Source organism: Enterobacter cloacae complex sp. IR5458 (assembly GCF_049238025.1).
GTDB classification, from domain to species: domain Bacteria; phylum Pseudomonadota; class Gammaproteobacteria; order Enterobacterales; family Enterobacteriaceae; genus Enterobacter; species Enterobacter kobei.
Window position 1 is genome coordinate 44,806 of record NZ_JBMKIF010000024.1, and the last position, 25,939, is coordinate 70,744.

The following is a 25,939-nucleotide window of genomic DNA, read 5'->3' on the forward strand; positions in this document are numbered from 1 at the left end:
ACAATATTACTGGTGATTATATCAGCGTCGTGAGGGATGCCAACCGTGAAATTTCCACGTGCGGCAGAAGACGGCTATCCAGCGTGGTCATCAGGTCGGCGTTCTCTGGCTTGATCCAGCAGGCCTGCATGCCGCAGCGGATAGCGCCAGCCACGTCGGTGGTGAGGTCATCACCCACATGCAGAATGTTGCCCAGCGGCAGAGTCAGTTTTTCCGCCGCCAGATGGTACATATCGCTGAACGGCTTGGCGCGCCCATGCGGGCCCGCGCGCAGCACGAATTCAAAGTAATCGCTGAGGCCAAACAGCTCGGGCTGGGCATTGCCGTTGGTGATGGCCACCAGCGGCCACTTTTCGGCGAGCTTCGCCAGCGTGTCGTGGGTCTCCTGCGGTACGTCGATACGGCTGCGCCATTTGGCAAAGTTTTCCATCGCTGCCTCAGCACCGATGGCCGCATCCCGTGCGTTGAGTCCTGCGTTGAGCATCGCCTGCTCAACCGCGCGACGACGCCATTCGGTCACGTCGTGGTAAATGTCCGGCTCGGTCTCCCGCAGGGACTGACGCAGCGTCTGGAAGTCCTTGTTCTGCATCGCTTTCAGCGCCGGATGGTAATTCTGTACAAACGCCAGCGATTCCTGCTCGGTACGCAGAATCACCTCGCGGTTGTCATAAAGGGTGTCATCAAGGTCAAACGTCAGGGCTGAGATCTGGCCGAGTGGGCGGTAAAAACGCATTATTTCCCCCGTTTGGCGCGTGGATGCGCCGCGTCATACACCGAGGCAAGGTGTTGGAAGTCTAAGTGGGTGTAGATTTGAGTGGTCGACAGATTCGCATGGCCGAGGAGCTCCTGCACGCCGCGCAGATCGCCGCTCGACTCAAGCATGTGTGTCGCAAAGGAGTGTCGCAGCTTATGCGGGTGAACATGACTGTTCAGCCCCTGCTTAATACCCCACTCCGCAAAGCGCTTCTGTACGTTACGCGCCGAGATCCGCTTGCCGAGTTTCGACAGGAACAGCGCATCTTCTTCCGCGCCAAACAGCCCGCGCAGGTCAAGCCAGTGCTCAATCCAGGCGACGGCATTGCGGCCAATGGGCAGGCGGCGCTCTTTGCTGCCCTTGCCCATCACCCACACTTCGCCGGTGTCCAGGTCGAGGTGTTTTAAATCGAGGTTCACCAGTTCAGACAGACGCAGCCCTGCGCCGTACATCACTTCCAGCATCGCGCGGTCACGCACCGCCAACGGATCGTTCAGATCAATATCCAGCAGACGGTTTACGTCGTCGACGTCGATATTTTTCGGCAGATGGCGCGGGGCTTTCGGCGTGGCGATCCCTTTTGCCGGGTTGGCTTTTATGCCGCCCTGGCTGACCAGCCAGTCAAAGAAACTGCGTAGCGCGGAGAGTCTGAGCGCCAGGCTCGCCGGGCTGAGGTTTTTTTTACGGCTACGCACAACGAACCCGCGTACCGTGGCAGCGTCACATTGTTGCCAGCTTTTCAGGCCGATCTCGTCGGCAATCTGCATGATGGCATCAAGCTGACGCTGGTAGTTAAGCAGCGTAATGGGGCTGAGCTGACGTTCCACCCCCAGATAGCGCAGAAAGCGCGCGACGTCAGTGGAAAGCGGTCCGTCCGTCATACGCGTTCAATCCAGCGCTCCAGCAGTTCGGGCAGCATCAGGGCGATCTCCTGCAGCAGGTGCGTGGCCTGGCCTTGCTCGTAGTGGTGCGCGTCGCGGCTGGTAAATAACATGACGCCCAGATCGCCATCGCGTCCCATCAGCGACATCGCCACCGAGCCAATCGCCTTCGCTTCCGGTAATACCACCAGCAGTTCAGGCCCGTTCAGCGGCCCCAGATAGTGATGCGCATGGCCCAGACGCTGAATGCGCAGCGGTTCAAACGCCTGACGACTGAGCGCCAGATGGGTAAACCCGGACGGTGCGCCAATGCGCCAGCGGTCAGGGAAAAGACGAATCGTTGCACCCGCCAGCCCAAGCTCACGCGCCCAGCGGTGGAAGCGGCTAAGGAACTCATCAAGGCTGTGCGCCGAGGCCAGACGCGCCTGCAGATGCAGCAAACGATAGAACAGGTTTTCGTTGGTGCTGGCCTGCTCCATCAGCAGCGTCATGTTCTCTTCAAGCTGATTGATGTGGTTGCGCGAGCGCGCCATGTGCCATTCGACCAGCGACACGGTCCCGCGAACCGGATGCGGCACGCGCATCTCTTCGACGACGCGTGCATTGCGAATAAAAAACTCAGGATTGCGCAGCAGATAATCCACAACAGCTCTGTCGTCCAGTTCCGTCACTGTTTCCTGCAGTTCTTCCCCTGGTTGTTTCATAGATGGATAAACCCGTCATAGACATGTGCCGCCGGGCCAGTCATATACAGTGGATGACCCGGTCCTTTCCAGGCGATATCAAGCCGACCGCCCGGTAACTCGACGCGAACCTCTTCGGCGAGTAGCCCCTGTGAGATGCCGACCGCCACGGCCGCACACGCACCGCTACCGCAGGCCTGGGTTTCGCCCGCGCCGCGCTCGTAAACCCGCAGGCGGATGTGCTCACGCTTCACCACCTGCATGAAACCGATGTTCGCCCGCTCCGGAAAACGCTCGTGGCCTTCCAGCACCGGACCGAGCGTTTCAACCGCGGCGGTTTCCACATCATCTACCTGAATCACGCAGTGCGGATTACCCATCGAGACGACGCCGCACAATACTGTCTGCTCGGCCGCACGCATAATATAGGTCTTTTCCGCTTTGTTTGCGCGAAACGGCACGGCAGAGGGTTCGAAGTTAGGCTCGCCCATGTTCACGCGCACCAGTTCGTCATCGGTGACGCTGAGCACCATGCGGCCGTTGGCCGTACTGACGCGAATATCGCGCTTGTTGGTCAGCCCTTTCAGGCGGACAAAGCGGGCAAAACAGCGCGCACCGTTGCCGCACTGGTTAACCTCGCTGCCGTCCGCGTTAAAAATACGGTAGTGGAAATCGAGGTCGGGATCGTATGGCGGCTCAACCACCAGCAGTTGATCAAACCCCACGCCCAGATGCCGATCCGCCAGGCGACGGATCAGTTCCGGGGAGAAAAACACATTCTGCGTTACCGCGTCGACGACCATAAAATCGTTGCCAAGGCCATGCATTTTAGAGAACTGCATCATTTGCTCCATTGCGCGGGTACAGAACGTTGTCGTCAGAGATTAACCTGAGTCGGGCCACCGTTGTCGCCACGATCGTTAGTATTTGGCGTGGTAGACTCAATGCCGCTTTGGACGGGTTTCGTCGGCGGCGGCGCGGTTTTATCCGCAGGTGGGAAGTAGAGAGGTCCCTTCAGTCCGCAGCCCGTCAGGCTAAACAGGGTGATGAGAACGGCAAGCGTTCGGAAAGCGTTTTTCATTATAAAGTTGCCCGTAAGTTCAAATCTGTTTCTATCATCGCAGGAGAAGACACAAAAGCAAGAGTTTGCCGCTTTCCTGCAACGGGAATTATTTAGCGTTATACTGCCGGCATCACGAAAAACAGGAACAAAACCATGAACGACAGTGAATTCCATCGCCTTGCAGACACCCTGTGGATGACCATCGAAGAACGTCTCGACGACTGGGACGGCGACAGCGATATCGATTGTGAAATCAACGGCGGCATTCTGACCCTGAGCTTCGAAAACGGCAGCAAAATTATTATTAACCGCCAGGAACCGCTTCACCAGGTCTGGCTGGCCGCAAAACAGGGCGGATATCATTTCGATCTGAAAGACGGGGAATGGATTTGCGACCGCAGCGGCGAAACGTTCTGGGATTTGCTGGAGCAGGCAGCGACGGCGCAGGCGGGTGAGACCGTCAGTTTCAGGTAGTTTTGTTGCCGGGTGGCGCTGCGCTTACCCGGCCTACGGGTTCGGGCTGTTGTAGGCCCGGTAAGGCGTAGCCGCCACCGGGCTCACGAAATCAGGAGAAATACTGCTGCAACAGCGGTGCGGTATCCTGGTTTGCGGGCACCGCAGGGGTAATTGCCTGCGTACGGAACGGGATCACCTGCGCTCGCCCATCAACGTTCACAATCTGATAGAACTGCGGCAGGTTGAAGTTGATAAAGCTGGAGCCATAGGTGAAGCGGTCATGTGAAGAAGAGTAGAAACGGCTGACGTCGCGCACCAGCTCCTCTTTGCTACCTTCACAATGGTGATACACCTCGGCGCGGTTGGTCTCATCCAGAATGTAGATGTTGAACCCGGCATCGTCGCCCGACTCTTCGAAGAAGAACTGAATAATCCCTTCACTTGCAAAGCCGTCCACCACCTGTGGCAGTTTGACGTGGTTGGTTTCCACCTGGACCGACAGTCCATGCAGCTTGTTATGTGAAATCGCCCCGTAAAACTCAATGGCGTTTTCCAGCTTCTGTACCGATACATTCAGACGTTCGAAGAACAGCCCCCAGGTCTGGCCGGAGACGCGCAGTGCTTTAAAGCGCCCGGTTTCCTGACGGGTACTGGAGAGACGCAGCTCGATGCACTCGGAGACCAGCTGCTGCACGCGGGTACGAATTAAGCCGCGCAGGTGCTGGCTGTAGCAGAACACTTCGACGCTGTCCGGTGGCGCGGCGTCCTGGTGCATTTTGCCCAGAATAGTTTTCAGCGCTTCGATCATCGCCTGCTCGCCGTTGAAATGCAGAGTACGCACTTCATTCCACGAGTTGCGGTACAGCAGATCCACGCTGCCCACCAGACAGTTTTGCTGTTCGCCAAAGCTGAAGACGTCCAGTTTGCGGAAGTCAAAATGGACTACCTGATTACGGAAAGCTGCCGTCGGGTCGTATTCCAGGTTGACGATAATCGCCAGATGGCGAATTTCACAGGGGCTGTAAAGCGCTTTCGGCGTTGGCGCAGGCAGACGCAGTGGGAAGTGGTGCGAAACATCCGCCACCATCTCCTGCAGCTTGGCTAAATCGACGACCTCGTTGCCCTTGATAAACAGGCGGGTGCGTGAAGTCAGCAGACCGTTAAACCACGCCCAGGCCACCAGTTTGTTCAGGTAGCGGTTATATTCCAGCGGCTGATGGCTGATGATCGAGTCCATGCTAGGCGCACGGTTGTAAAGATACCACCCGGTGCGGTTTGCGCGGCCCGGCGGTACATAGATAAAGGTCAGGTTCGGTTCTGACAGGTCAGGCGAAATCTGCGGGTTCACCAGGGTGACTTTGCCCGGCAGCGCTTCAAACGCGGCATAGAGCTTACGGGTCAGTACGCCAATGTCCTGCGGGCTGGCGGAGACGCTAAGGTTGTTGCGGCGCGCAAAGCGGATCAGGTTACGGTAGCTTTGCATCATCGCATCGAGCAGTTCGTTATGCGCTTCACGCACCTGATCGATTTTCCAGTTAGCGCGGTTGTCGAGCATGGACAGACGCGCTTCGTCCCATCCCCACTCTTTCACTAACTGGCTGACCACTTCACGACGCCAGCCCACACAGGCGCGCTCGCGGCTCAGTTTTTCACAAACTTTGAGATAAAAACATCGACGCACTAGGTCAAGACGCGTGGAGTCATCAATGGCTTTCAGGTATTCGGTAACGCGTTCCAGCATCATGCAGTAGGCATCAAGCCCGTAGGAGACAATCTCACCATCGTGCAGGCGCTGCTTGATATCTTTCGCCAGCAGACGCGGCGTGGGGTATTCCCAGGAGTAGGCTTCAAGCAACAGCGTTTTCAACACCGCTTTGTACGGTGAATCAATGCTCTTATAGAGCTGCCAGAGGCTAGCGCCGAAGTACTCTTCTGCGGACAGGGAGCTAAGGCCGCCCAGATCCAGCCACTCGTTTGGCGTCAGAACGCCCTGCGAATAAAGCGACATGACGTAGTCGTCATAATTCTCTTCTTCATCGCACGGCACCATATTCCACAGAATACGCTTCCCGGCCAGACGCACAGCAGTACGATAAAATTCATCCAGCAATAAAATGTGCTGAGTCGAGCCGCAGTCTTCACCACCCAGACTGCCGCTTTCGTTATGGCGGAAACGGTTTTCATCAATCAGGAAGAAGCTCACTTCCACGCCAAGCGACGCGGCCCAGCTCTCCAGCAGGCTGCATTTACGCTGCAGCAGCTGCCGCTCTTCGTTATCGAGCCAGGATTGATGGCAGACCCAGATATCCAGATCTGAAGAACAGCTTTGCCCTACCGATGAGGTACTCCCCATCGTGTAAACGCCGGTAATCGGCAGTTCACCTGTCGGTGATTCCTGCGGCGGCATACCGCGGTAGAGTTTCAGCTCGTTCAGATAATGCTGTTGGGTTTCATCAGGCGTGAAAAGACATATGCCTCTGGGAACGTTACCGTCAAGGTACCCAGGCATCAGCGGATGGTGATAGTGCAATAATGTCGGCAGCAGACTGTATACCTGCTGGAAAGCAGGGCCCATGGCAGCAAGCGCGCGATCCACGCGCAATTGATTTATGGCATCCAGTCTCTGTTTCAGAGTCTCAATATAGAGGTACAAGACGTATCGCCTGATGTTTCCGGGTGTCGTAAGCCATTCAAAACACGAATAACCGCGAGCCCGCAGTATTTCAAAAAGATAACCGTTACCCTTTTTTCGCCCTTATCATTATGGTGGTACCGACGAAAAAATGGTCTAAAACGTGATCAATTTAACACCTTGCCGGTTGACCGTAAAGAAAGATGCGCTACATACAAGTGTAGCACCGTTCTGTACGTGTAAATTCCTGAATACGGCTATGGCTGGCGAATACGCCACCGTGTCCCTCTCGCGCTTCATCAACCGTAAAACTGCCATCCCAGAGTCAACAATGTTAGGATGGTTAGCGATTGATAATGACGGTAACAAGCATGTTAGACAATGTTTTGAGAATTGCCACACGCCAAAGCCCTCTCGCGCTCTGGCAGGCACATTATGTTAAGCAGCGCCTTGAAGCCTGCCACAATGGATTGCACGTCGAGCTGGTGCCGATGGTCACGCGCGGTGACGTGATCCTGGATACGCCACTGGCGAAGGTGGGCGGCAAGGGCCTGTTTGTCAAAGAACTGGAACTGGCATTGCTTGAGAACCGCGCCGATATCGCCGTGCACTCCATGAAAGATGTGCCCGTCGAGTTCCCGGAAGGGCTGGGGCTGGTGACCATCTGCGAGCGCGAAGATCCGCGTGATGCGTTTGTCTCTAACCGCTATGACTCGCTTGATGCGTTGCCCGAAGGTAGCGTAGTTGGCACCTCCAGTTTACGCCGTCAGTGTCAGCTGGCGGAGCGTCGCCCTGACCTGATCATCCGCTCGCTGCGCGGCAACGTCGGCACACGCCTGGGCAAACTGGATAACGGTGAATACGATGCCATTATTCTTGCCGTCGCTGGACTGAAGCGTCTGGGGCTGGAGGAACGCATTCGCGTGGCGCTACCACCAGAACTGTCGCTGCCGGCCGTGGGCCAGGGTGCCGTCGGCATTGAGTGCCGTCTGGACGATGTGCGTACACGCGAACTGCTCGCGCCGCTGAACCATGACGAGACCGCTATCCGCGTAAAAGCCGAGCGGGCGATGAATACCCGCCTCGAAGGCGGATGCCAGGTGCCGATTGGCAGCTATGCTGAATTAACCGAAGGGAAACTCTGGCTGCGCGCGCTGGTGGGTGCCCCGGACGGTTCACAGATGGTACGCGGCGAACGTCGTGGCAATCCGCAAGATGCCGAACAGCTTGGCGTGTCGCTGGCGGAAGAGCTGCTGAATAACGGCGCGCGTGAAATCCTGGCTGAGGTCTATAACGGAGAACCCCCTGCATGAGTATTCTTGTCACCCGCCCTTCTCCCGCAGGAGAGCAGTTAGTGAGCCGTCTGCGCACACTGGGGCAGGTGGCCTGGAGTTTTCCGCTGATTGAATTCTCCCCCGGTCGCGAGCTCTCTGCGCTCGCCGATCGGATAAATACCCTGCAGGAAGGCGATCTGTTGTTTGCGTTGTCGCAACATGCCGTGGAATTCGCCAACGCCCAGCTGCAACAGCAAAGTCTGTCCTGGACAACTGCCCCACGCTATTTCGCCATTGGTCGCTCAACAGCGCTGGCGCTGCATACCGTAAGCGGCGCTGATGTTCGCTACCCGTTAGATCGGGAAATTAGCGAAGTCTTGCTACAATTACCTGAATTACAAACTATTGCCGGAAAGCGCGCGCTCATTTTGCGCGGCAATGGTGGCCGCGAGCTGCTGGGCGAAACGCTGCGTGAACGGGGTGCCGACGTGACGTTCGTTGAGTGCTATCAGCGTTGCGCAAAGCACTACGATGGCGCGGAAGAAGCGATGCGCTGGCACGCGCGCGGCATTAATACGCTGGTGGTCACCAGCGGTGAAATGTTACAACAGCTTTGGTCGCTGATACCGCATTGGTATCGCGAAAACTGGTTACTCCGCTGTCGGCTTCTGGTCGTCAGTGAGCGTCTGGCGAACCTCGCCCGGGAACTGGGCTGGCAGGATATTCGGATCGCTGATAACGCCGACAACGATGCGCTGCTGCGCGCATTACAATAACTCTCAAATGGGAAGCCATAATGACGGAACACGAAAAATCCTCCGCCGTGGTTGAAGAGACCAGGGAGACTGTGGACACCACGCCACAGCCAGAGACGACTGAGAAAACCGCTGAGAAGAAAAACGGCAGCAACAAAACCAGCCTCGCGCTGAGCGCAATTGCCATCGCCATTGCACTGGCGGCAGGTGTTGGCCTGTACGGCCTTGTGAAGCAACAGGGCGCTAACCAGACGGCCACCAGCGATACGCTGGTCAATCAGCTTACCTCCCTGCAAAAAGCGCAGGAAACGCAGAAAACCGAGCTGGAAGCGGTGATTAAGCAGCAGGCTGCCGCGCTGGCCGAGGCAAACAACAAACAGCAAGAGCTGACCAAACAACTGGACGAAGTACAGCAGAAAGTCGCCACGATTTCCGGTACCGATGCCAAAACCTGGCTGCTCTCTCAGGCCGATTTCCTCGTAAAACTCGCCGGGCGTAAGCTCTGGAGCGACCAGGACGTTACCACCGCCGCCGCACTGCTGAAAAGCGCCGATGCAAGCCTGGCAGACATGAACGATCCCAGCCTCATTACCGCACGTCGCGCGATCACCGAAGATATCGCGAGTCTTTCCGCCGTTTCGCAGGTGGATTACGACGGCATTATCCTCAAGGTGAACCAGCTTTCGAATCAGATTGATAACCTGCAGCTGGCGGATAACAACGACGACGACTCCCCCATGGATTCCGACGGTACCGAGCTTTCCAGCTCTCTGAGCGAATGGCGCATTAACCTGCAGAAAAGCTGGCAGAACTTTATGGACAGCTTTATCACCATCCGTCGTCGCGATGAAACCGCTGTACCGCTGTTAGCGCCGAATCAGGATATCTATCTGCGCGAAAACATCCGTTCCCGCCTGCTGGTGGCGGCTCAGGCTGTGCCTCGTCATCAGGAAGAGACCTACAAACAGGCGCTGGATAACGTCTCGACGTGGGTGCGTGCGTATTACAATACCGATGACGCGACGACCACCGCTTTCCTCGAAGACATCGATAAGCTGAGCCAGCAGAACATCACGATGAACGTACCGGATAAGCTGGCCAGCCAGCCGATTCTGGAGAAACTGATGCAGACGCGCGTGCGTAACCTGCTGGCACAGCCGGGCGTTCCGGCAGAGCAAACAGGCGGAGCGGCACCAGCGCCAGCGCCTGACAGCGCGCCACAAGGAGAGTAATGATGCTAAAAGTTCTCTTACTCTTCATCTTGTTGATCGCCGGGATCGTCCTGGGACCGATGCTTGCCGGTCATCAGGGATACGTTCTGATCCAGACCGATAATTACAACATCGAAACCAGCGTAACGGGTCTGGTGATTATTCTGATCCTCGGCGTCGTAGTACTGCTGGCAGTCGAATGGATCCTGCGCCGTATTTTTCGTACCGGCGCGCATACGCGCGGCTGGTTCGTTGGCCGCAAGCGTCGTCGTGCGCGTAAGCAAACCGAGCAGGCGCTGCTTAAGCTCGCCGAAGGCGATTATCAGCAGGTTGAAAAGCTGATGTCGAAAAATGCCGACCATGCAGAACAGCCGGTGGTGAACTATCTTCTGGCTGCCGAAGCAGCGCAGCAGCGCGGTGATGAAGCCCGTGCGAATCAGCATCTGGAACGTGCGTCAGAACTGGCTTCCGGTGACCCGATTCCGGTTGAGATCACCCGCGTTCGTCTGCAGCTGGCTCGCAATGAGAACCATGCGGCGCGCCATGGCATTGACCGCCTGCTGGAAATCGCTCCCCGCCATCCTGAAGTCCTGCGTCTTGCCGAACAGGCTTATATTCGTACCGGTGCGTGGGGCTCGCTGCTGGACATCATTCCGTCAATGGCGAAGGCCGAAGTGGGTGATGACGAGCATCGTGACGAGCTTCAGCGTCTGGCATGGATTGGCCTGATGGATCAGGCACGCGCCGACCTGGGTAGCGACGGCCTGAAGACCTGGTGGAAAAATCAGAGCCGGAAAACGCGTCAGCAGGTTCCTCTGCAGGTGGCGATGGCGGAACATCTTATTGAATGTGACGATCATGACACCGCCCAGGAGATCCTCCTCGACGGTCTCAAGCGCCAGTACGACGATCGTCTGGTCATGGTGATCCCGCGCCTGAAAACCAATAACCCAGAGCAAGTCGAGAAAGTGCTGCGTCAGCAGATCAAAACCGTCGGTGACCGCCCGCTGCTGTGGAGCACGCTGGGCCAGTCGCTGATGAAGCACGGCGAATGGCAGGAGGCGAGCCTCGCCTTCCGTGCGGCACTGAAACAGCGTCCGGACGCCTATGACTACGCGTGGCTTGCCGATACGCTCGACAAACAGCATAAGCCAGAAGAGGCTGCTGCCATGCGGCGAGATGGGTTGCTGTTAACGTTGCAGAACAACGGCACGCAGCAGTAATTAACAGGGAGGCCAGACGGCCTCCTTTTTTTATCGCTTTTCTCCTGCTACATTCTTTACACCTCAAGCCACAAACGAACCCGCCAATGTAACGATGCCTTTTCATTAACTTTTTTTCGCACATGCGCGAATTGCGCGTGGACTAAATCGTTTCTGAAAGGAAATCGTCATGAACTCGCTTTTGTATGCGCTTATTGTAGCGCTGCGCTGCCATCGCTGGCTGCGCCTGCTTGCCTGTGCTTTTATCTTCTCTTCACTGGGAAATGGGTTAACCCAGGTTGTAGTCTTCGGGCTGCTGTTAGCGTGGTCAGCCCCGCCAGCCCTGCTTACCCTCGCCTTTCTTTTCGCCACGGTACCAGGGTTTTTCGGCAGCATGCTCGGTGAAAGGCTATGCTCGCGCTATTCTCCGATATCCCTGCTGATATTGACCGAAGGACTCGGCTTACTTGTCCTGCTCTTTCCCCTGCTTGGCGTGGGTTATCATAGCGTTGTCGCGTTACTCGCCGTGCAATCCACCGAAGCGCTACTCAGCGGGATGAGCTGGCCCGCCCTGACGTTGCTCTTCAAGCGCGGCCTCAGCGAAACGGAACTGCCTGCCGCCACCTGTCTGGAAAATGTTATTTTTGCGTCTCAGGTGCTATTAGGTACCGGGCTGGGCGTAGTGCTTTTTCAGAAGATGCCCGTGCTCGCCTTGCTGACCATTGATGCCATCAGTTTCCTCGGGTCGCTGGTCATGTTATGGCTGGCGGAACGCCTGTTTTCACCAGCTCCACACGCCGCCCCTGAAGAAAAGGGGGTTTCTACGAAATTGCGCTGGCAGACATTGACCGTTCGGCAGAAACGCAGCTTGCTCATTTTGCCTGCGCTGGCCGCTGTCGGGTCACCCGCTATGGCACTTCTTCCGGCACTGGCCCAGCAGCTACGCCCTCAGGATGCGGCTGGCCTTGCTCTGCCCCTGCTTTTTGCGAGGAGCATGGGGCAGCTTTGCGGCCCTTTGCTGCTTAAAAGAGACAGTCTGGCGCGTTTTGCGGCTCGTACGCCGCGATTATTACTTTGCCTTGGCATCTTTCTGGCCGCTTATGGAATGCTGCCGTTTATGGCCAACTGGGCAGGTTATGCGCCTGGGATGATCTTTGTCGCACATCTGGCCTCAAACGTGCTTTTTGCAGCGGGTACGTTTGGCATGCTCAGCCATTTTCAGGCCAGGCAAATCGCTGTTGCCAGCGGTAAAGCCTGGCGCTGGCAAACGCTCAGCGCCTCACTTTTCACTGGCATTGCAGCTGTGGTGGCTTCCGGGGTTGGCTCAGTACAGGCGCTATATATGGTTTCGTCAGCGGCTCTGCTGATAGTTGCTCTCATCATGCGCTTTTATCAGGAATAAGGCATAAAAAAACGCCTGCTATAAAAGCAGGCGTTAAAACAGGTCTGTAAGACAACATATTTGGTGCTTCACTCAACGTTATGTCCATGGTGTCTGATGAGGCCGAAGCGACATCTGTCAGTGGACGATAAGCACCGTAAATGGCTCTGCGTCATTCCTGAGTTTATGAGGCACTAAGGCGAACATAAGAGATGGAATGAGCATCTACACGTATATTATTGCACGTAACGTGCCAGAGTTACACGCAAAACGTTTACATGACGCAACATTTTAAGATAAAAGGAAATTATGCTGTTAAGCACTGTCTGAAGCTTCATAACGTATCGCTAAATGCAGAAATATGTCGTCAGAAAGAGACAGCAAAGCCCTTAAATAAATATTTCTATTATTTTCAACGGATTACATGTCGCTGAATCGCGACACTGAAAAAGGGCGCTGTCGGGGAATCACTACAGGAAAGAAACATCACAGAAAACAAAAAACCCCGCCGAAGCGGGGTTCAAAATTGGTCGGCGAGAGAGGATTCGAACCTCCGACCCACTGGTCCCAAACCAGTTGCGCTACCAAGCTGCGCTACTCGCCGATGTACTGCTTTTTGAATTTTTAGTTCAATTCATTTAAAAAGTCGTGGTGCGAGGGGGGGGACTCGAACCCCCACATCCTAAGGACACTAACACCTGAAGCTAGCGCGTCTACCAATTCCGCCACCTTCGCAATTCACAACTCTTTCAATAATGGGGTGGCTAATGGGATTCGAACCCACGACAACTGGAATCACAATCCAGGGCTCTACCAACTGAGCTATAGCCACCACTGTATTCTTTCACGCGGTACTGACTACTTCTCAGACCACCGCAGCTCTAGCGCCGGGACTAAAATGGCGCGCCCGACAGGATTCGAACCTGAGACCTCTGCCTCCGGAGGGCAGCGCTCTATCCAGCTGAGCTACGGGCGCTTAGCGCCGTTGCGGGGCTGGATATTACGTACCTCCGTCCCCGCTGTCTAGTGCTTTTTTGAAAAAAATGCGCGTTTGGTTATGGTTTGCACATTTTGCCGCTTATTCCTCCACTTTGTGCGTGGTGGCGCGGCGACCCAGGCCAAAAAGCTTATACGCGGCCGTCACTGCCGCCAGGAAGATTAGCCCGACAAACAGCGACATGCGGGTATCTTCATTAAAGTACATTCCAATTAATACGCAAATCAGGAACGCCATCGTTAAATAGTTCGCATATGGGAACAGGATCGAGCAGAACGGATGGCTGGCGATCGCTTTTTTATGTGCATGACGGAAACGCAGCTGGCTGATGAGAATGACAAACCACGGCACCATGCCCGGCAGCACGCTGGCACTGTAGACGTAAACAAACACACGCTGCGGATTAGGAATGATGTAATTCAGGCATGAGCCAATCAGCAGAATCACAATGGATACTGCGACCCCCGCAACCGGCACACCCGCCCGTGATACTTTACTCATCGCCGCAGGTAGCTGGTTATTTTTCGAGAGTGCGTAGAGCATACGGCCACAGCTGTACATCCCGCTGTTACAGCCAGAGAGTGCCGCTGTCAAAACCACAAAGTTGATGATGCCTGCTGCTGCGGTAATACCAATCTTCGCAAAGGTTAAAACGAACGGGCTTCCGGTCGTGCCAATTTCATTCCACGGGAAGATGGTCACGATAACGAAGATCGCGCCCACATAGAAAATCAGGATGCGCCACAGCACTTTGCCCACCGCGCTGCGCAGCGTGACCTGCGGGTTTTTCGCTTCACCGGCAGTAATACCGATCAGCTCCACACCCTGATATGAAGCCACCACGATACACAGCGCTGTCAGGAAGCCCTTCCAGCCGCCAGCGAAGAAGCCGCCGTGTTCAGTCAGGTTGCCAAAGCCGATGGCGTGCCCACCGTTGCCAAAGCCAAAGAAAATCACGCCCAGACCGATCACAATCATCACGATGATGGTGGTCACTTTGATCATCGCAAACCAGAACTCGATTTCACCGTACAGGCGCACCGCGGCCAGGTTTGCCAGCGCCACCAGCCCCACGGCAATCAGCGCCGGTATCCACTGGACCATGTCCGGGAACCAGAACTGGACATAGACCCCTATCGCGGTGATTTCAGAGATGCCCACCGCCATCCACATAAACCAGTAGGACCAGGCTGTCAGGTAGCCGAAGAACGGGCTCATATAACGGTGCGCGTAAACGGCAAAAGATCCGGTTACGGGTTCCAGAAAGAGCATTTCGCCCATTGAGCGCATGATGAAGAAAACAAACAGCCCGGCGATGATATACGCCAGTAATACTGAAGGGCCTGCCCATTTAAGGGTGCTTGCGGAGCCCATAAACAGGCCCACGCCGATAGTGCCGCCCAGCGCGATCAGTTCGATATGACGAGCTTCCAGCCCACGCTGTAGCTCCGGTTGTTTCTCTGCCATAGATCCTCGATTGTGTTTGCTGTTTCCCGGCTTAATACCGGGTATTGTTTTTTAGGGGGACTAAAATACGGAGCGAATGGTTTCTTAAAATCGACCAAATGGCAAACGATGCATAAAAAAAATGAATGCATTGCACAAATTATCAGCAGTTTTGCAGGCGAGTTGCAGCGCGAACAGCATATCGCGCTACATTTTGATTACATTTTCCCGGTGTAGTGCCAGGCGAGGTAGCGAAGCAGACGAATCTGTCGTTTAATGCGGGTGGGTTGTGAAAGCAGGCGGTAGAGCCATTCCAGCCCCATATTTTGCCAGACCGTCGGTGCACGCTTAACGTGGCCGGTAAAGACGTCGTAGGTGCCTCCTACGCCCATATAGAGGGCATCCGGGCTGACCAGCCGACAGTCGCGCATCAGGATTTCCTGTCGCGGGGAACCCATCGCCACGGTGACAATTTTTGCCCCGCTGTCGCGAACGCGTGCAAACAAGGCCTGCCGATCTTCAGGCTTAAAGTAACCATCCTGACTGCCGACAATATTAACATTCCACTGACGACGCAGCTTCTCTTCGGTCTGTGCCAGCACTTCGGGCTTACCGCCAATCAGGAAGACTGGCGTCCCCTCCGCGCCCGCGCGGGCCATAAGATGCTCCCAGAGATCGGCCCCCGCCACGCGGGAAACATTAGCGCTAGGAAACTTTTTACGGATAGATCGGACCACGCTAATCCCGTCCGCGTATTTAAATTCAGCCGCTTCAATCAGGCTTTTGACTTCGGCGTTATCTTCCACCGCCAGCATCTTTTCTGCATTGATGGCAACCAGCGTACCGGATTTCATCTGACCATCGGTAAAAAGAAAATCCAGCGCGTGCTGCATATCGCGCCAGCCAATAAGCTGCAAACCACGAAGCGCATAACGCGGTGCAGAAGTTTTATCCGTCATGACTATCCTTTCTTAAACTTGCGACAGCGTTGTGCTGCCCTGTTGCCCGCGCTTGTGCACAAGCCCTGCACTGTCAAACAGCCAGTACAGCAATTTGGCCAGTAACAGGCTGATGCCGAAAACGACCATGAAGAACACCACGCGCGAAACGAATGAATCCAGGCCTTCGCGCGCCAGTACGATCATATTGAAAATGGCACCAAAGCAGAAACTGTGCAAAATGGCCGCTTTGTAGCGGTTCGTCTCTTCAATACCGCGCAGGTAAAGCCAGTCGAACCATTTAATAATCAGCCCTACGACAACCGCACCGGGCAGGATAAACCAGCCGCCGCCCATCACCACCAGGGAGCCGATCAGCGTTGGCGAGATCGCCAGACCCGAATGATTGTTCAACACTTCCCAGGTAAAATAGTTCGCGGTATTGAGCACCACGCCAGGGCGGTCCGGCCATAGCCAGCTCGGGATAAAGACATAGAAGTCGCGAACAATCGGCGCAAGCCCCTGGAAATCAATCTTGTCGTAGTTTTGCAGCAGCAAGGCCAGGTTTTCCCACGGCGAGAAGGTATCGCGCGTCAGGTAGAGGAACGTGTAAAACGCCTCATCGCCCGCCACGTTCATCCCGTAGCGCTTCAGCGCCAGCCAGAACATCCCCACAATGCCAAACACCCCTGCCGCCACCAGCATCCACAGCGAGATCCAGCCGCGGATGATGCCAATAAACAAGAAGATAGCGAAAGCAATGATGATATTGGCGCGCGTACCGCCCACAATCATGTAGGTCAGGATACCGAACGCGACGGTACTGACCAGGAAGAACAGCCACGCTTTACTGTCCTGTCGCAGGAAGAAAATCACCAGCATCGCCGGGATAAAGAAGTAGAAGAATCGCTTTAACGCCACGCCCGAAACTTCAGCCGAAAAAATCTGGCTGTAGGAGTTGAGCTTAAACAGCAGGAAGCCGTTATGCATAAAGAAGATCCCGACACTGACCAGGGCGATAGCCATCAATATCACCCATGTCAGGTGGGTCTCCACCCGATTCATGGTAAAAAGCGCCCGGCGTGATGCAGTGGCCCTGGCTGAACGCAGCCGCGTTTTGTAGGTGACGTAGTAAACCGCATAGAAACAGGTCGCCGCCAGAAGCGCCTGGAGCAAGATTTCCGGCGGCGCGACGCTCACGTCAAACCGGAAAACCAGAATGCTGGTCAGCGGAAAGCCGAAAAAGAAGGTCAGCAGAAACAGTAACGAGAAGAATACGTTAAAGTTGAAGCGCACCCGGCGGAATTCAAACCAGGTGAGGGTGGCGATAAACAGCGTGCTCAGAAGCCAGACAACCAGTAAGCCGCTGAATTGCAACTGACTCATGCTTTCTCTCCTGACGCGATACGCAGCGCACGGTGCCACGGCGTGAGATAGTTCGGGCTGAAAAAGTCGATACTGTTTTTATCCACCAGCGTGAGCTGACGTTGTGCTTCCCGAACCACCTCGACATTCAGCGTATCGGAGGTAAACAGCACCGGAATATGCTGTTCAACCATATCCTGCCAGAATGGGTTGTCACGGTTGAGCACGCACGGCACCCCCGCCTGGATCAGCAGACACAACGTACCTATCCCCTGCTGACGCGCAAAGATAAAATAGCCGAGATCGCATTTTCTTAGCAGCGTAAGGTATTCATCAAACGCCAGCTTTTCATTGAGGATTTGAAGATTCTCAGGGCTAAAAAGCGTAAGACCCTGCTGGCGAACCTCGTTGATGTAGGCGTCGTTATTGGCCGGATAACCCATCGGCACGACCACGTTCACCGTGTCGCCAAACTGCTGGTGTACCGCCCGCAGCGCGGCAACATGCTCGTTACTGCGGTCGCCTGAATTTCCCACCAGAATCGTCAGCTTGCCTTCACGAACCGTGTCATTCGCCAGGGTATTTAGCGCCGGATCCATGCGGGTTGGGAAATAGATTAGCTCACCGCGCACGTTCGGATGCTGTTTCGCAAAATAGTTGAGATCGCCACGGGTGGCAAAAACGCAGCCCACCCTGCCCTGTGCCATCCGGCGAAGGGGATAGAAAAGGCGGAATTTCCAGCCGCGTGAGACTTCGTAGAGATCCGCCCCCCAGATATGCCAGCTGCACTGGGAAGGTTTGATTCCCCCGCTGAGCAGGGCCAGCCACAGGCCGGTATTGAACTGCCCGTGGAAAAAGAAACGTTGCTGGCGATTCGCTTTGGCTTTGGCAATGACCGCCTTCGCCAGCGCGGCCTTGTCCGGCCAGAAGCGAAGAGTCAGCGCCGGAAATGCCTCGCTCAGGCCCTTATCCTGACCTGCAACCATAAACTCACGTGCATCAGGGTTACCCGGTGCCAGTTCATCGTTAAAGAACCGCAAAACGGTCTGGTTATGGTGTGGGATATCCGATCCCAGGATGTGAATCAGTGCAGTCATGCGCGTTTACGCCACAATAAAAATACGCCGCAACAGGCAGCGAAATAAACGATATAGGTTGCCATATAGGCCTGAGCCGCCCCCAGCGCACCATGCGAAGGTATTAGCCAGTGTGAAAATGCCGTCAGTAACCCAAACTGGCTTATCTCCGCCAGGATATACAGCCGCAGCGAGGCTTTCGCAATCACCAGGTAGCCGAAAACGTAAGCCCCCACTTTCAGCACATCGCCCACCAGTTGCCAGGCAAACAGATCGCGCATGGCGGTAAACTTCGCTGAGAAAAGCAGCCAGATGGCGACATCGCGCAATAGCCAGACGGTAAAACTGGCCGCCGCCACGGCGGGAAGCACAAAGCGCAGCGAGCGGAAAATCTCACGGGTAATATCCTGCCTGGACGTCAGACGCGATAAGGTTGGCAGCAAATAAACGCTAAAGGAAGCCGTAATAAACTGTAGGTAGGCGTCGGAAATACTGCTTACGCCCTGCCAGATCCCTACCTCATCCCAGCTATAATGCGCCGCCAGCAGGTTTCGCATCATCACGTAAGCCACCGGCAGCGTGACGGAAGTGATGAGCGCCATCAGGGTAAATTTACCCAACTGGCTGGCAAGCACTTTGTCCCATTGCGGTTTGAGGTAGCTCAGAGGGATAACGCCCCGACGCATCAGCATAAACGCGGCAGGAACGACAACCAGCGCCGGAACCAGCGCCAGCCCGAGCAGTGCCCCTTCATAGCCACCCAGGCGGTAGCAGAAGTAATAGGCAATCACGCCGATGACGCTCCCCAGGATTAACGCAAGCGCGTTCCCGGCAGCATCACGAAAGCCTTTCATCAATGCCAGCAGCAGGTTTGCCCAGGCAATACCCATCTGAACCAATGCGACCAGACGCACCAGCCCCTCATACTGGGTGTGCCCAAATAATCCCTGACTGATGGGGGCCGCCGCGAGCAAAAATACGATAGCCAGCAGGGTCGAAAACCCGGTAACCATCGCCGACGCGGTGCCGACGACCCTGCGAAGCTGTGCCGCATCATCATGATACTGAGCAACGTATTTGGTCACACCGTTGAAGATACCGGCCCCGGCCAGCACGCCAAGGACGGTCACCAGCTGGCGGAAGTTCCCCGCCAGCCCGACGCCTGAAGGACCGAATGAGACGGCCAGCAGCTTGACGACCAGCAGTCCGGCGCCAATCTTTACAAGCGTGGACGCGGCGGTCCACACCGATGCTTTTGCCAGAGACATATCAGCCGAAATAACTCAGAAGGGTATTAATCACCGTACGCTGGTTAACTGGCGCGAGGTTGTAGAACAGTGGCAAGCGAAGCAAACGCTCACTTTCTTTTGTAGTGTAACGGTCTTCACCGGCGAACACCCCGAACGCCTCGCCTGCCGGGCTCGAATGCAGCGGAATGTAGTGGAAGACCGCCATAATTTCGGCTTCTTTCAGCCAGGCGATGAGCTGGCTGCGATCGTCGTTATCGCGAAGCTTGATGTAGAACATGTGGGCATTGTGAACGCAATCAGCCGGGATAGTTGGCAGCTCGATACGCCCGGCTTTTGCCAGCGGTTCAAGTGCATCGTAATAGGTTTGCCACAGGGACAGGCGCTGGAGGTTAATCCGCTCCGCCGCTTCCAGCTGTGCCCACAGATATGCCGCCTGCAGATCCGCCATCAGATAGCTTGAGCCGATATCGCGCCAGGTGTATTTATCCACCTGCCCGCGGAAGAACTGGCTGCGGTTGGTGCCTTTTTCACGGATCACTTCCGCACGCTCCACGAGCGCCGGGTCGTTGATCAGCGTCGCGCCACCTTCTCCACCCGCCGTGTAGTTTTTCGTTTCGTGGAAGCTAAAGCAGCCAATATGGCCGATAGTGCCCAGCGCGCGTCCCTTGTAGGTGGACATCACACCCTGAGCGGCATCTTCCACCACAAACAGGTTGTGTTTTTTGGCGATCGCCATGATGGTGTCCATTTCACAGGCTACGCCCGCGTAGTGAACCGGCACGATCGCCCGCGTTTTGTCGGTGATCGCAGCTTCAATCAGCGTCTCATCAATGTTCATGGTATCCGGGCGGATATCCACAAAGACGATTTTTGCTCCGCGCAGGACAAACGCATTTGCCGTGGAGACAAAGGTATAGCTCGGCATGATCACTTCATCGCCGGGCTGGATATCCAGCAGCAGTGCCGCCATCTCCAGCGATGCCGTACAGGACGGGGTCAGCAGCACTTTAGCGCTGCGAAAACGCTGCTCCATCCACTGCTGACAGCGACGGGTGAAACCGCCATCACCGCAAAGTTTGCCGCTGCCCATGGCAGACTGCATATAGTCGAGTTCCGTACCGACGACGGGGGGGGCGTTAAATGGAATCATCTTGTCACCTGTATAACCAGTAGGCGGTGGCGTCGATGTTGGCACCACTCGCAATATAACGTTTAAGCGCGGCAGTGTTGCCCATTTGGGTAGCCACCCGCAGCGTCACACTCTGCTGCTGCTGCGCCCAGTGCAGCGCCGCCTGCATGAGTTTTGCCCCCATACCGCGTCCGGCTAATAAGCCAATACGCGCCTCGCGCTCGTTGAGCTTACGCAGCGAAACGAATCCCTGGATCTGACCGTCCGCGGCACGACATACCAGACAGACGTGGTCAAAGGTGCCTTTGACCGCATTCTCAATCCACTGGGCATAGAAGCGTCCGCTGTCATCAGGTGCATACCAGGGCGCACGAAAGCGGCTCTGAGCAAATGCCTTAGCCGCCATCTGGCGTAATACAGGGATATCCTGTTCCTTTGCAAGTTCCGCCCCGCACGCATCGTGTCGGGTAAGGGCAATAGACAGGTCTGCCTCACCTTCAACCAGCTGAAAACCGTGTTGCTGGAGCGCATCAAGCCAATCGGCGCGGTCCGCCGGGATCTTAGCCTGCACGCGCTGCCAGGCGCTGAAGTCAGCTTCCTGCAGAGCAGGCGCATCCTCACGCAAGCGCACTATCGCCGAGGGGCGAGCAAAAAAAGTGCTTTCCCATTCAAGGGATTCAAGCACGCCGTGGAGTTCACTCAACGCCAGACGCCTTTGGTATCAACGACATACTGTTGATGCACGGTATCACCAGACGTCGCTTTAAACTCTTTATGATCCACCAGCAGCACCAGCACATCCGCCGTTGCCAGCGCGTCATCAAGGGTGGTCAACGTGCAGTGCCCCGCCAGTTTAGCCGGCAGTTCATGGATATTCGGCTCAACCACCAGCGTGTCGCCCTTGTGCCACCCGGCGATCATCTCGGCAATTTCCATTGCCGGGCTTTCGCGCAAATCGTCAATATTGGGTTTAAACGCCAGGCCAAAGCAGGCGATTTTCAGCTCGCTGGCTCGCTTGCCGCTCTCTGCAAGACAATCGGCTACCGTGGCTTTGACCTGGTTGAGCACCCAGTGAGGTTTGCTGTCGTTCACTTCGCGCGCGGTACGGATCAGACGCGCCTGCGCCGGATTCTGCGCCACGATAAACCACGGATCGACGGCGATACAGTGTCCACCCACCCCCGGGCCCGGCTGAAGAATGTTCACGCGCGGATGGCGATTCGCCAGGCGAATCAATTCCCAGACGTTAATCCCCTGATCGGCGCAGATCAGCGACAGCTCATTCGCAAAGGCGATATTCACGTCACGGAAGCTGTTTTCCGTCAGCTTGCACATTTCAGCGGTGCGGGAGTTGGTGACTACGCATTCGCCTTCGAGGAAAATTTTGTACAGGGTGCTGGCACGTTCCGAGCAGACGGGGGTCATACCGCCAATAACGCGATCGTTTTTAATCAGCTCAACCATGACCTGGCCCGGCAGCACTCGCTCCGGACAGTAGGCGATGTTGATATCCGCCTGCTCTCCCGCCTGTTGCGGGAAGCTTAAATCGGGACGCGCGTCGGCCAGCCATTGCGCCATCTGCTCGGTGGCGCCCACTGGCGAGGTCGATTCCAGGATCACCAGCGCCCCTTTCTTCAGCACAGGGGCAATGGATTTCGCTGCCGCCTCGACGTAGACCATATCGGGCTCGTGCTCGCCTTTAAAAGGCGTCGGGACGGCGATCAGGTACGCATCCGCTTCCACTGGCGTCGTGCTGGCAAGCAGGAAGCCGCCGTCAACGGCCTCTTTCACCACGCGGTCCAGATCGGGCTCAACAATATGAATTTCGCCGCGGTTAATGGTTTCCACCGCCCGGGCATTGATATCCACACCGACAACCTGTTTCTGACGAGAGGCAAACGCCGCCGCGGTGGGCAGGCCAATGTAGCCAAGACCAATGACAGAGATGGTAGTAAAACTCATAGCGATACCCGATTGTGTTTAAGTGCATGCAAAATACGACCACAAGCCTGGCCATCTCCGTACGGATTATGGGCCCGGCTCATTGTCTGATATGCGTCATCATCATGCAGAAGCCGCGTCACCTCTTCGACGATGAGCTGCGCGTCAGTACCGACCAGACGCACGGTACCCGCTTTAACCGCTTCCGGGCGTTCAGTCGTTTCACGCATCACCAGCACCGGCTTGCCGAGGGACGGTGCTTCCTCCTGAATGCCGCCGGAATCGGTGAGGATCAGCCAGGCATGGTTCATCAGCCAGACAAACGGCAGGTAGTCCTGCGGTTCAATCAGCAGGACGTTTTCAACATGGCCAAGGATGCGGTTGACCGGCTCGCTGACGTTAGGATTGAGGTGGACCGGATAGACAATCTGTACATCGACGTTCTGCGCCGCAATTTCAGCCAGCGCGTGACAGATTTGCTCAAAACCCCGGCCAAAGCTTTCGCGACGATGGCCTGTGACCAGAATGGTTTTTTTGCCGTTATTCAGGAATGGATAGCGGGCAGCGAGCGCTTTCTGCAGATCGCTGTTTGCCAGGACGCGATCGCGTACCCAAATCAACGCATCGATGACCGTATTGCCGGTCACAAAAATTTTGTTGTCGGCGATATTTTCGCGCAGCAGGTTCTGACGCGAATTCTCGGTAGGGGCAAAATGGTACATCGCCAGATGGCCGGTAAGCGTACGGTTGGCCTCTTCTGGCCACGGCGAATAAAGGTTGCCGGTACGCAGGCCCGCCTCAACATGGCCGACGGGAATACGCTGGTAAAAAGCGGCCAGGCTTGTTGCCATCGTCGTCGTGGTATCGCCATGTACCAGAACAACGTCGGGCTGGAATGACTCCAGGATCGGTTTAAGCTCTTGCAGAATACGGCAGGTAATTTCCGTCAATCCTTGTCCCGGTTTCATAATATTGAGGTCGTAATCCGGGACAATGGAAAAGAGCGTTAAGACCTGGTCGAGCATCTCACGGTGCTGGGCCGTGACGCAGACTTTCGCTTCAATATCAGGATCGCTGGCCAGCGCATGAACCAGAGGTGCCATCTTAATGGCCTCCGGCCTGGTGCCAAATACGGTAAGTACTTTCACATCGATTCTCTTCGATTAGGCGATGAAGGCCATAGCCTTCATCGTAGACGGCGTTCTTAGTTTGTGCGACGACGCATTAACGCCACGCCAGCGCCCGTCAATGCGCCCACAATCCCCCACATGATCATCAGGAATGCACGACGCGGACTATCGCGTTTTACAGGTTCTTCAGGCGTTCTTAAATAACGATAGGTCTGAAAACGTGGGTCCATCGTGGGACCGACATTAAGCGTGTTCAGCATCGCGCGATTTTGATCGTAGTCGAGGTCAAAATCAGGGCCAACGGCCTGCAGATTTTCCAGACGCGACTGCAGCATTGGGCGACCAAGCAGGAACATTTCAGAGTCAGGCAGTTCATCTGCCGGGACATCCGTCTCAGAGCGGGAAATATTGTGCTGCTCCGCAATTTTTAACGCCTGTTCAATGTTATGTATGCGGCGGGCGAAAATGGCATTTGCCACTTCCTCCTGGCGTTTAACCTGCGCCTTCATTTGGATTGTGCGGGCCGCCCATGCGCCTTTCAGCTCTTCATTAAGATGGCTTGCGGCACGCTGGCTGGCGAACGCGACATACTGACGCAACAGATTGTTGGCGTCCGGCGCGGTTTCTGCAATCAGCTTGACGCTGTCGTTGACGTTACGCAGCGCATCACCCGGCATAAATTGAATATTGTTAATCAGATCGTCCAGCAGCGCGGCATCGGCTTTGGTGTTATCAACCCGACGCTGCTTGTAGTAATCCGTCTGAGACCAGAAATCACGGCGTGTATCCCATGAAGCCAGTTGCATCACGAACTCTTTATAGGCTTCATCCATAACGGAAGCCTGGTCCGGCGTCGCGAGACTGGCTTTAATATCCAGGTTTCGCAGGAATTGCTGCTGGGAATAGTACCCCCCGAGCATGTTAACCGTTGGTCTGTCTGTGATTGCCGTGGCGCTCCACTCCTGTTTTGCAAAGAATGTGTAGGCCAGCGCCAACAGTGCAAACCCCAGCGCGATCCCCGCAATCCAAAGTTTGCCTGCCCATAACACGCGAAACAAACCCCGAATATCCAGTTCATTCTCAGTTACCACTGATTTCGCTCCCGCCAACGGTTGAGTCATCATAGTCCCGGTTTTACTTAGTTAATGTTGTGTTTTTGCCACTGTTACGACGCATCCTGCGCTTAAGACGTTTAATGAATCGCGCGACTTTCCATGCGCGCTTAATGCAGTAGCCGTACAGGAAGAATGCTAGCAAGAATAATACCAACATTACCCATTCAGGAATGAAATGAGCGTATTCCGCTGCCACCCCGATGGCAGCGAGAATAGCGGCCGCCAGAGTGATTAAAACGAATGCCTGACGAGACGTAAAACCGGCACGCATAATAAGGTGATGAATATGCTGTCGGTCTGGTGAGAACGGACTCATCCCTTTACGCAGACGGCGATACATAATCGCCACCATATCCATTAATGGGATAGCAATAATCCACAGCGCAGTTACGGGGCTTATAGGATGAGTTTTCCCCTGCGTGGTTTCAAGCAGGATCCAGATAACGGTAAAACCGATCAGCGTACTGCCCGCGTCACCCATAAAGACTTTGTAGCGACGCCCCAGCGCACCGAGGTTTAAGAGGATATAAGGCAGGATGGCGGCGATCATGGCAAAACACCACATCGACAGGCTGTACTGGCCATCAAACCACAGAATGATACCGATAGCGGCAAATGATACTGACGACAAGCCACCCAGCAAACCGTCGATACCATCCACCATGTTGAAAGCATTGATTGCTGCCCAGACGGCAAAGAGCGTCAGGAAGAAACCAAATGGCCCAAGTACCAACTCCCAGGGACCAAACACATAGCCGAGGCTTCGTAAATACAGTCCACCCACCACCATCATAATCACGCCGATAGCCGCCTGAACGGTAGCTCGAATTTTGACGGCAATATCGAATCGGTCGTCTAACGCACCGACTAAAACTAAGACACCAGCACAGGCAAGGTAGAGCGCTGCGTGTGGAATATAATAATCGGCAATGCCAAACGTGAAGCAAATCCCTGCGTAAACAGAGATACCCCCAACCAGCGGAATAAGTCCCTGATGACGTTTACGAAAATTGGGCTTATCCACCAACCCTATTCGTTTTGCCACCTTGCGCGCGATGAACAAAAAACAGGTTGTGAATAAAAAAATACTGATCAGCTCAGTAACGGCAGTGAGTAGATTCACAATGGATTGCTCTCAACAAATGTTAGTCCCGGAAGTATAACCATGAAGCCACTCCCTCAGAAGTAATAAAGCTGGCTTCTTACAACTCCCTTTGTATATTTTTCAATCAATTATTTCTTTGGCTATGCAAACGTTCT

Annotated in this window: 23 protein-coding genes and 4 tRNA genes; 6 read left to right on the forward strand and 21 right to left on the reverse strand. The window is 55.3% G+C overall.

Features of this window, described 5'->3' with window-relative positions; all coding sequences use genetic code 11:
* Positions 1–16: 16 nt before the first annotated feature.
* Genes yigB through lptM form a run of 5 tightly spaced genes read right to left on the reverse strand, consistent with a single transcriptional unit; the run spans position 17 to position 3,399 of the window.
* The gene (gene yigB, locus ACOTYN_RS18565; protein WP_071922796.1) at positions 17–733 is read right to left on the reverse strand and encodes a 5-amino-6-(5-phospho-D-ribitylamino)uracil phosphatase YigB; all 717 of its coding nucleotides are present in this window, start codon (positions 731–733) and stop codon (positions 17–19) included.
* A complete protein-coding gene (xerC, locus tag ACOTYN_RS18570; RefSeq protein WP_014885647.1) occupies positions 733–1,635 on the reverse strand; it encodes a tyrosine recombinase XerC in 903 nt (300 codons plus the stop codon). Before xerC ends, yigB begins: the two co-directional genes overlap by 1 nt.
* Entirely contained in the window at positions 1,632–2,339 is a 708-nt protein-coding gene (locus ACOTYN_RS18575) for a DUF484 domain-containing protein (protein WP_071922795.1), read from the reverse strand. The genes xerC and ACOTYN_RS18575 overlap by 4 nt, the downstream gene beginning before the upstream one ends.
* On the reverse strand, positions 2,336–3,160 hold the full coding sequence (gene dapF / locus ACOTYN_RS18580) for a diaminopimelate epimerase (RefSeq protein WP_014885649.1): 825 nt from the start codon (positions 3,158–3,160) through the stop codon (positions 2,336–2,338). Before dapF ends, ACOTYN_RS18575 begins: the two co-directional genes overlap by 4 nt.
* 35 nt (positions 3,161–3,195) lie before the next feature.
* Entirely contained in the window at positions 3,196–3,399 is a 204-nt protein-coding gene (lptM, locus tag ACOTYN_RS18585) for an LPS translocon maturation chaperone LptM (protein WP_014885650.1), read from the reverse strand.
* 135 nt (positions 3,400–3,534) lie between these two features.
* Here lptM and cyaY point away from each other — a divergent pair, with 135 nt between their 5' ends.
* Complete coding sequence (gene cyaY / locus ACOTYN_RS18590; protein ID WP_014885651.1) at positions 3,535–3,855, forward strand: iron donor protein CyaY; 321 nt, start codon at positions 3,535–3,537, stop codon at positions 3,853–3,855.
* A gap of 91 nt (positions 3,856–3,946) precedes the next feature.
* Here the strand turns inward: cyaY and cyaA are convergent, their stop codons facing one another.
* A complete protein-coding gene (gene cyaA / locus ACOTYN_RS18595) occupies positions 3,947–6,490 on the reverse strand; it encodes a class I adenylate cyclase (protein WP_071922794.1) in 2,544 nt (847 codons plus the stop codon).
* 350 nt (positions 6,491–6,840) lie between these two features.
* Here cyaA and hemC point away from each other — a divergent pair, with 350 nt between their 5' ends.
* The 5 genes from hemC (at position 6,841) to ACOTYN_RS18620 (ending at position 12,313) form a co-directional block, all read left to right on the forward strand.
* Positions 6,841–7,782 (forward strand): hydroxymethylbilane synthase, encoded by a 942-nt coding sequence (gene hemC, locus ACOTYN_RS18600; protein ID WP_071922793.1) that lies wholly within the window; start codon positions 6,841–6,843, stop codon positions 7,780–7,782.
* Positions 7,779–8,519: a uroporphyrinogen-III synthase gene (hemD, locus tag ACOTYN_RS18605; RefSeq protein WP_014885654.1), complete on the forward strand. Its 741-nt coding sequence runs from the start codon at positions 7,779–7,781 to the stop codon at positions 8,517–8,519. The genes hemC and hemD overlap by 4 nt, the downstream gene beginning before the upstream one ends.
* A gap of 20 nt (positions 8,520–8,539) precedes the next feature.
* A complete protein-coding gene (gene hemX / locus ACOTYN_RS18610; protein WP_071922792.1) occupies positions 8,540–9,730 on the forward strand; it encodes a uroporphyrinogen-III C-methyltransferase in 1,191 nt (396 codons plus the stop codon).
* Between the two features lie 2 nt (positions 9,731–9,732).
* The gene (gene hemY / locus ACOTYN_RS18615) at positions 9,733–10,932 is read left to right on the forward strand and encodes a protoheme IX biogenesis protein HemY (protein WP_014885656.1); all 1,200 of its coding nucleotides are present in this window, start codon (positions 9,733–9,735) and stop codon (positions 10,930–10,932) included.
* Positions 10,933–11,101: 169 nt separating this feature from the next.
* Complete coding sequence (locus tag ACOTYN_RS18620; protein ID WP_071922791.1) at positions 11,102–12,313, forward strand: MFS transporter; 1,212 nt, start codon at positions 11,102–11,104, stop codon at positions 12,311–12,313.
* A gap of 506 nt (positions 12,314–12,819) precedes the next feature.
* Here the strand turns inward: ACOTYN_RS18620 and ACOTYN_RS18625 are convergent.
* The 15 genes from ACOTYN_RS18625 to wecA form a co-directional block, all read right to left on the reverse strand.
* Positions 12,820–12,896 (reverse strand) — tRNA-Pro (locus ACOTYN_RS18625).
* A 45-nt stretch (positions 12,897–12,941) separates the two neighbouring features.
* Positions 12,942–13,027: transfer RNA gene (locus tag ACOTYN_RS18630), tRNA-Leu, on the reverse strand.
* 21 nt (positions 13,028–13,048) lie between these two features.
* Positions 13,049–13,124 (reverse strand) — tRNA-His (locus ACOTYN_RS18635).
* A 67-nt stretch (positions 13,125–13,191) separates the two neighbouring features.
* Positions 13,192–13,268, reverse strand: a tRNA-Arg gene (locus ACOTYN_RS18640).
* A gap of 102 nt (positions 13,269–13,370) precedes the next feature.
* Positions 13,371–14,756 carry a bifunctional threonine/serine APC transporter ThrP gene (gene thrP, locus ACOTYN_RS18645; protein WP_071922790.1) on the reverse strand — a complete coding sequence of 462 codons (1,386 nt, stop codon included), beginning with the start codon at positions 14,754–14,756 and terminating at the stop codon, positions 13,371–13,373.
* Positions 14,757–14,953: 197 nt separating this feature from the next.
* The gene (wecG, locus tag ACOTYN_RS18650) at positions 14,954–15,694 is read right to left on the reverse strand and encodes a lipopolysaccharide N-acetylmannosaminouronosyltransferase (protein WP_332958428.1); all 741 of its coding nucleotides are present in this window, start codon (positions 15,692–15,694) and stop codon (positions 14,954–14,956) included.
* A 12-nt stretch (positions 15,695–15,706) separates the two neighbouring features.
* Positions 15,707–17,059: an ECA oligosaccharide polymerase gene (wzyE, locus tag ACOTYN_RS18655; protein WP_045135417.1), complete on the reverse strand. Its 1,353-nt coding sequence runs from the start codon at positions 17,057–17,059 to the stop codon at positions 15,707–15,709.
* Positions 17,056–18,135, reverse strand: coding sequence for a TDP-N-acetylfucosamine:lipid II N-acetylfucosaminyltransferase (locus ACOTYN_RS18660; RefSeq protein WP_023331581.1), 1,080 nt, complete (start codon positions 18,133–18,135; stop codon positions 17,056–17,058). The genes wzyE and ACOTYN_RS18660 overlap by 4 nt, the downstream gene beginning before the upstream one ends.
* On the reverse strand, positions 18,132–19,382 hold the full coding sequence (wzxE, locus tag ACOTYN_RS18665) for a lipid III flippase WzxE (RefSeq protein WP_014885663.1): 1,251 nt from the start codon (positions 19,380–19,382) through the stop codon (positions 18,132–18,134). The genes ACOTYN_RS18660 and wzxE overlap by 4 nt, the downstream gene beginning before the upstream one ends.
* A gap of 1 nt (position 19,383) precedes the next feature.
* Positions 19,384–20,514, reverse strand: a complete 1,131-nt coding sequence (gene rffA, locus ACOTYN_RS18670) for a dTDP-4-amino-4,6-dideoxygalactose transaminase (protein WP_048995847.1) — start codon at positions 20,512–20,514, stop codon at positions 19,384–19,386.
* Positions 20,515–20,518: 4 nt separating this feature from the next.
* On the reverse strand, positions 20,519–21,196 hold the full coding sequence (gene rffC / locus ACOTYN_RS18675; protein WP_071922788.1) for a dTDP-4-amino-4,6-dideoxy-D-galactose acyltransferase: 678 nt from the start codon (positions 21,194–21,196) through the stop codon (positions 20,519–20,521).
* The gene (gene wecC / locus ACOTYN_RS18680; protein WP_332958423.1) at positions 21,193–22,455 is read right to left on the reverse strand and encodes a UDP-N-acetyl-D-mannosamine dehydrogenase; all 1,263 of its coding nucleotides are present in this window, start codon (positions 22,453–22,455) and stop codon (positions 21,193–21,195) included. The genes rffC and wecC overlap by 4 nt, the downstream gene beginning before the upstream one ends.
* A complete protein-coding gene (gene wecB / locus ACOTYN_RS18685) occupies positions 22,452–23,582 on the reverse strand; it encodes a non-hydrolyzing UDP-N-acetylglucosamine 2-epimerase (RefSeq protein ID WP_063434588.1) in 1,131 nt (376 codons plus the stop codon). The genes wecC and wecB overlap by 4 nt, the downstream gene beginning before the upstream one ends.
* Positions 23,583–23,638: 56 nt before the next feature.
* Positions 23,639–24,685 carry an ECA polysaccharide chain length modulation protein gene (wzzE, locus tag ACOTYN_RS18690; protein ID WP_032635150.1) on the reverse strand — a complete coding sequence of 349 codons (1,047 nt, stop codon included), beginning with the start codon at positions 24,683–24,685 and terminating at the stop codon, positions 23,639–23,641.
* Positions 24,686–24,698: 13 nt separating this feature from the next.
* On the reverse strand, positions 24,699–25,802 hold the full coding sequence (gene wecA / locus ACOTYN_RS18695) for a UDP-N-acetylglucosamine--undecaprenyl-phosphate N-acetylglucosaminephosphotransferase (RefSeq protein WP_032635152.1): 1,104 nt from the start codon (positions 25,800–25,802) through the stop codon (positions 24,699–24,701).
* Between the last annotated feature and the right edge of the window lie 137 nt (positions 25,803–25,939).

Coding starts and splice junctions, on each gene's coding strand:
- yigB (WP_071922796.1), bottom strand. CDS start 733: ATGCGTTTTTACCGCCCACTCGGCCAGATCTCAGCCCTGACGTTTGAC.
- ACOTYN_RS18620 (WP_071922791.1), top strand. CDS start 11,102: ATGAACTCGCTTTTGTATGCGCTTATTGTAGCGCTGCGCTGCCATCGC.
- ACOTYN_RS18575 (WP_071922795.1), bottom strand. CDS start 2,339: ATGAAACAACCAGGGGAAGAACTGCAGGAAACAGTGACGGAACTGGAC.
- cyaY (WP_014885651.1), top strand. CDS start 3,535: ATGAACGACAGTGAATTCCATCGCCTTGCAGACACCCTGTGGATGACC.
- hemC (WP_071922793.1), top strand. CDS start 6,841: ATGTTAGACAATGTTTTGAGAATTGCCACACGCCAAAGCCCTCTCGCG.
- ACOTYN_RS18660 (WP_023331581.1), bottom strand. CDS start 18,135: ATGACTGCACTGATTCACATCCTGGGATCGGATATCCCACACCATAAC.
- hemX (WP_071922792.1), top strand. CDS start 8,540: ATGACGGAACACGAAAAATCCTCCGCCGTGGTTGAAGAGACCAGGGAG.
- hemY (WP_014885656.1), top strand. CDS start 9,733: ATGCTAAAAGTTCTCTTACTCTTCATCTTGTTGATCGCCGGGATCGTC.
- wzzE (WP_032635150.1), bottom strand. CDS start 24,685: ATGACTCAACCGTTGGCGGGAGCGAAATCAGTGGTAACTGAGAATGAA.
- lptM (WP_014885650.1), bottom strand. CDS start 3,399: ATGAAAAACGCTTTCCGAACGCTTGCCGTTCTCATCACCCTGTTTAGC.
- wzxE (WP_014885663.1), bottom strand. CDS start 19,382: ATGTCTCTGGCAAAAGCATCGGTGTGGACCGCCGCGTCCACGCTTGTA.
- hemD (WP_014885654.1), top strand. CDS start 7,779: ATGAGTATTCTTGTCACCCGCCCTTCTCCCGCAGGAGAGCAGTTAGTG.
- rffA (WP_048995847.1), bottom strand. CDS start 20,514: ATGATTCCATTTAACGCCCCCCCCGTCGTCGGTACGGAACTCGACTAT.
- wecC (WP_332958423.1), bottom strand. CDS start 22,455: ATGAGTTTTACTACCATCTCTGTCATTGGTCTTGGCTACATTGGCCTG.
- thrP (WP_071922790.1), bottom strand. CDS start 14,756: ATGGCAGAGAAACAACCGGAGCTACAGCGTGGGCTGGAAGCTCGTCAT.
- xerC (WP_014885647.1), bottom strand. CDS start 1,635: ATGACGGACGGACCGCTTTCCACTGACGTCGCGCGCTTTCTGCGCTAT.
- wzyE (WP_045135417.1), bottom strand. CDS start 17,059: ATGAGTCAGTTGCAATTCAGCGGCTTACTGGTTGTCTGGCTTCTGAGC.
- dapF (WP_014885649.1), bottom strand. CDS start 3,160: ATGCAGTTCTCTAAAATGCATGGCCTTGGCAACGATTTTATGGTCGTC.
- wecG (WP_332958428.1), bottom strand. CDS start 15,694: ATGACGGATAAAACTTCTGCACCGCGTTATGCGCTTCGTGGTTTGCAG.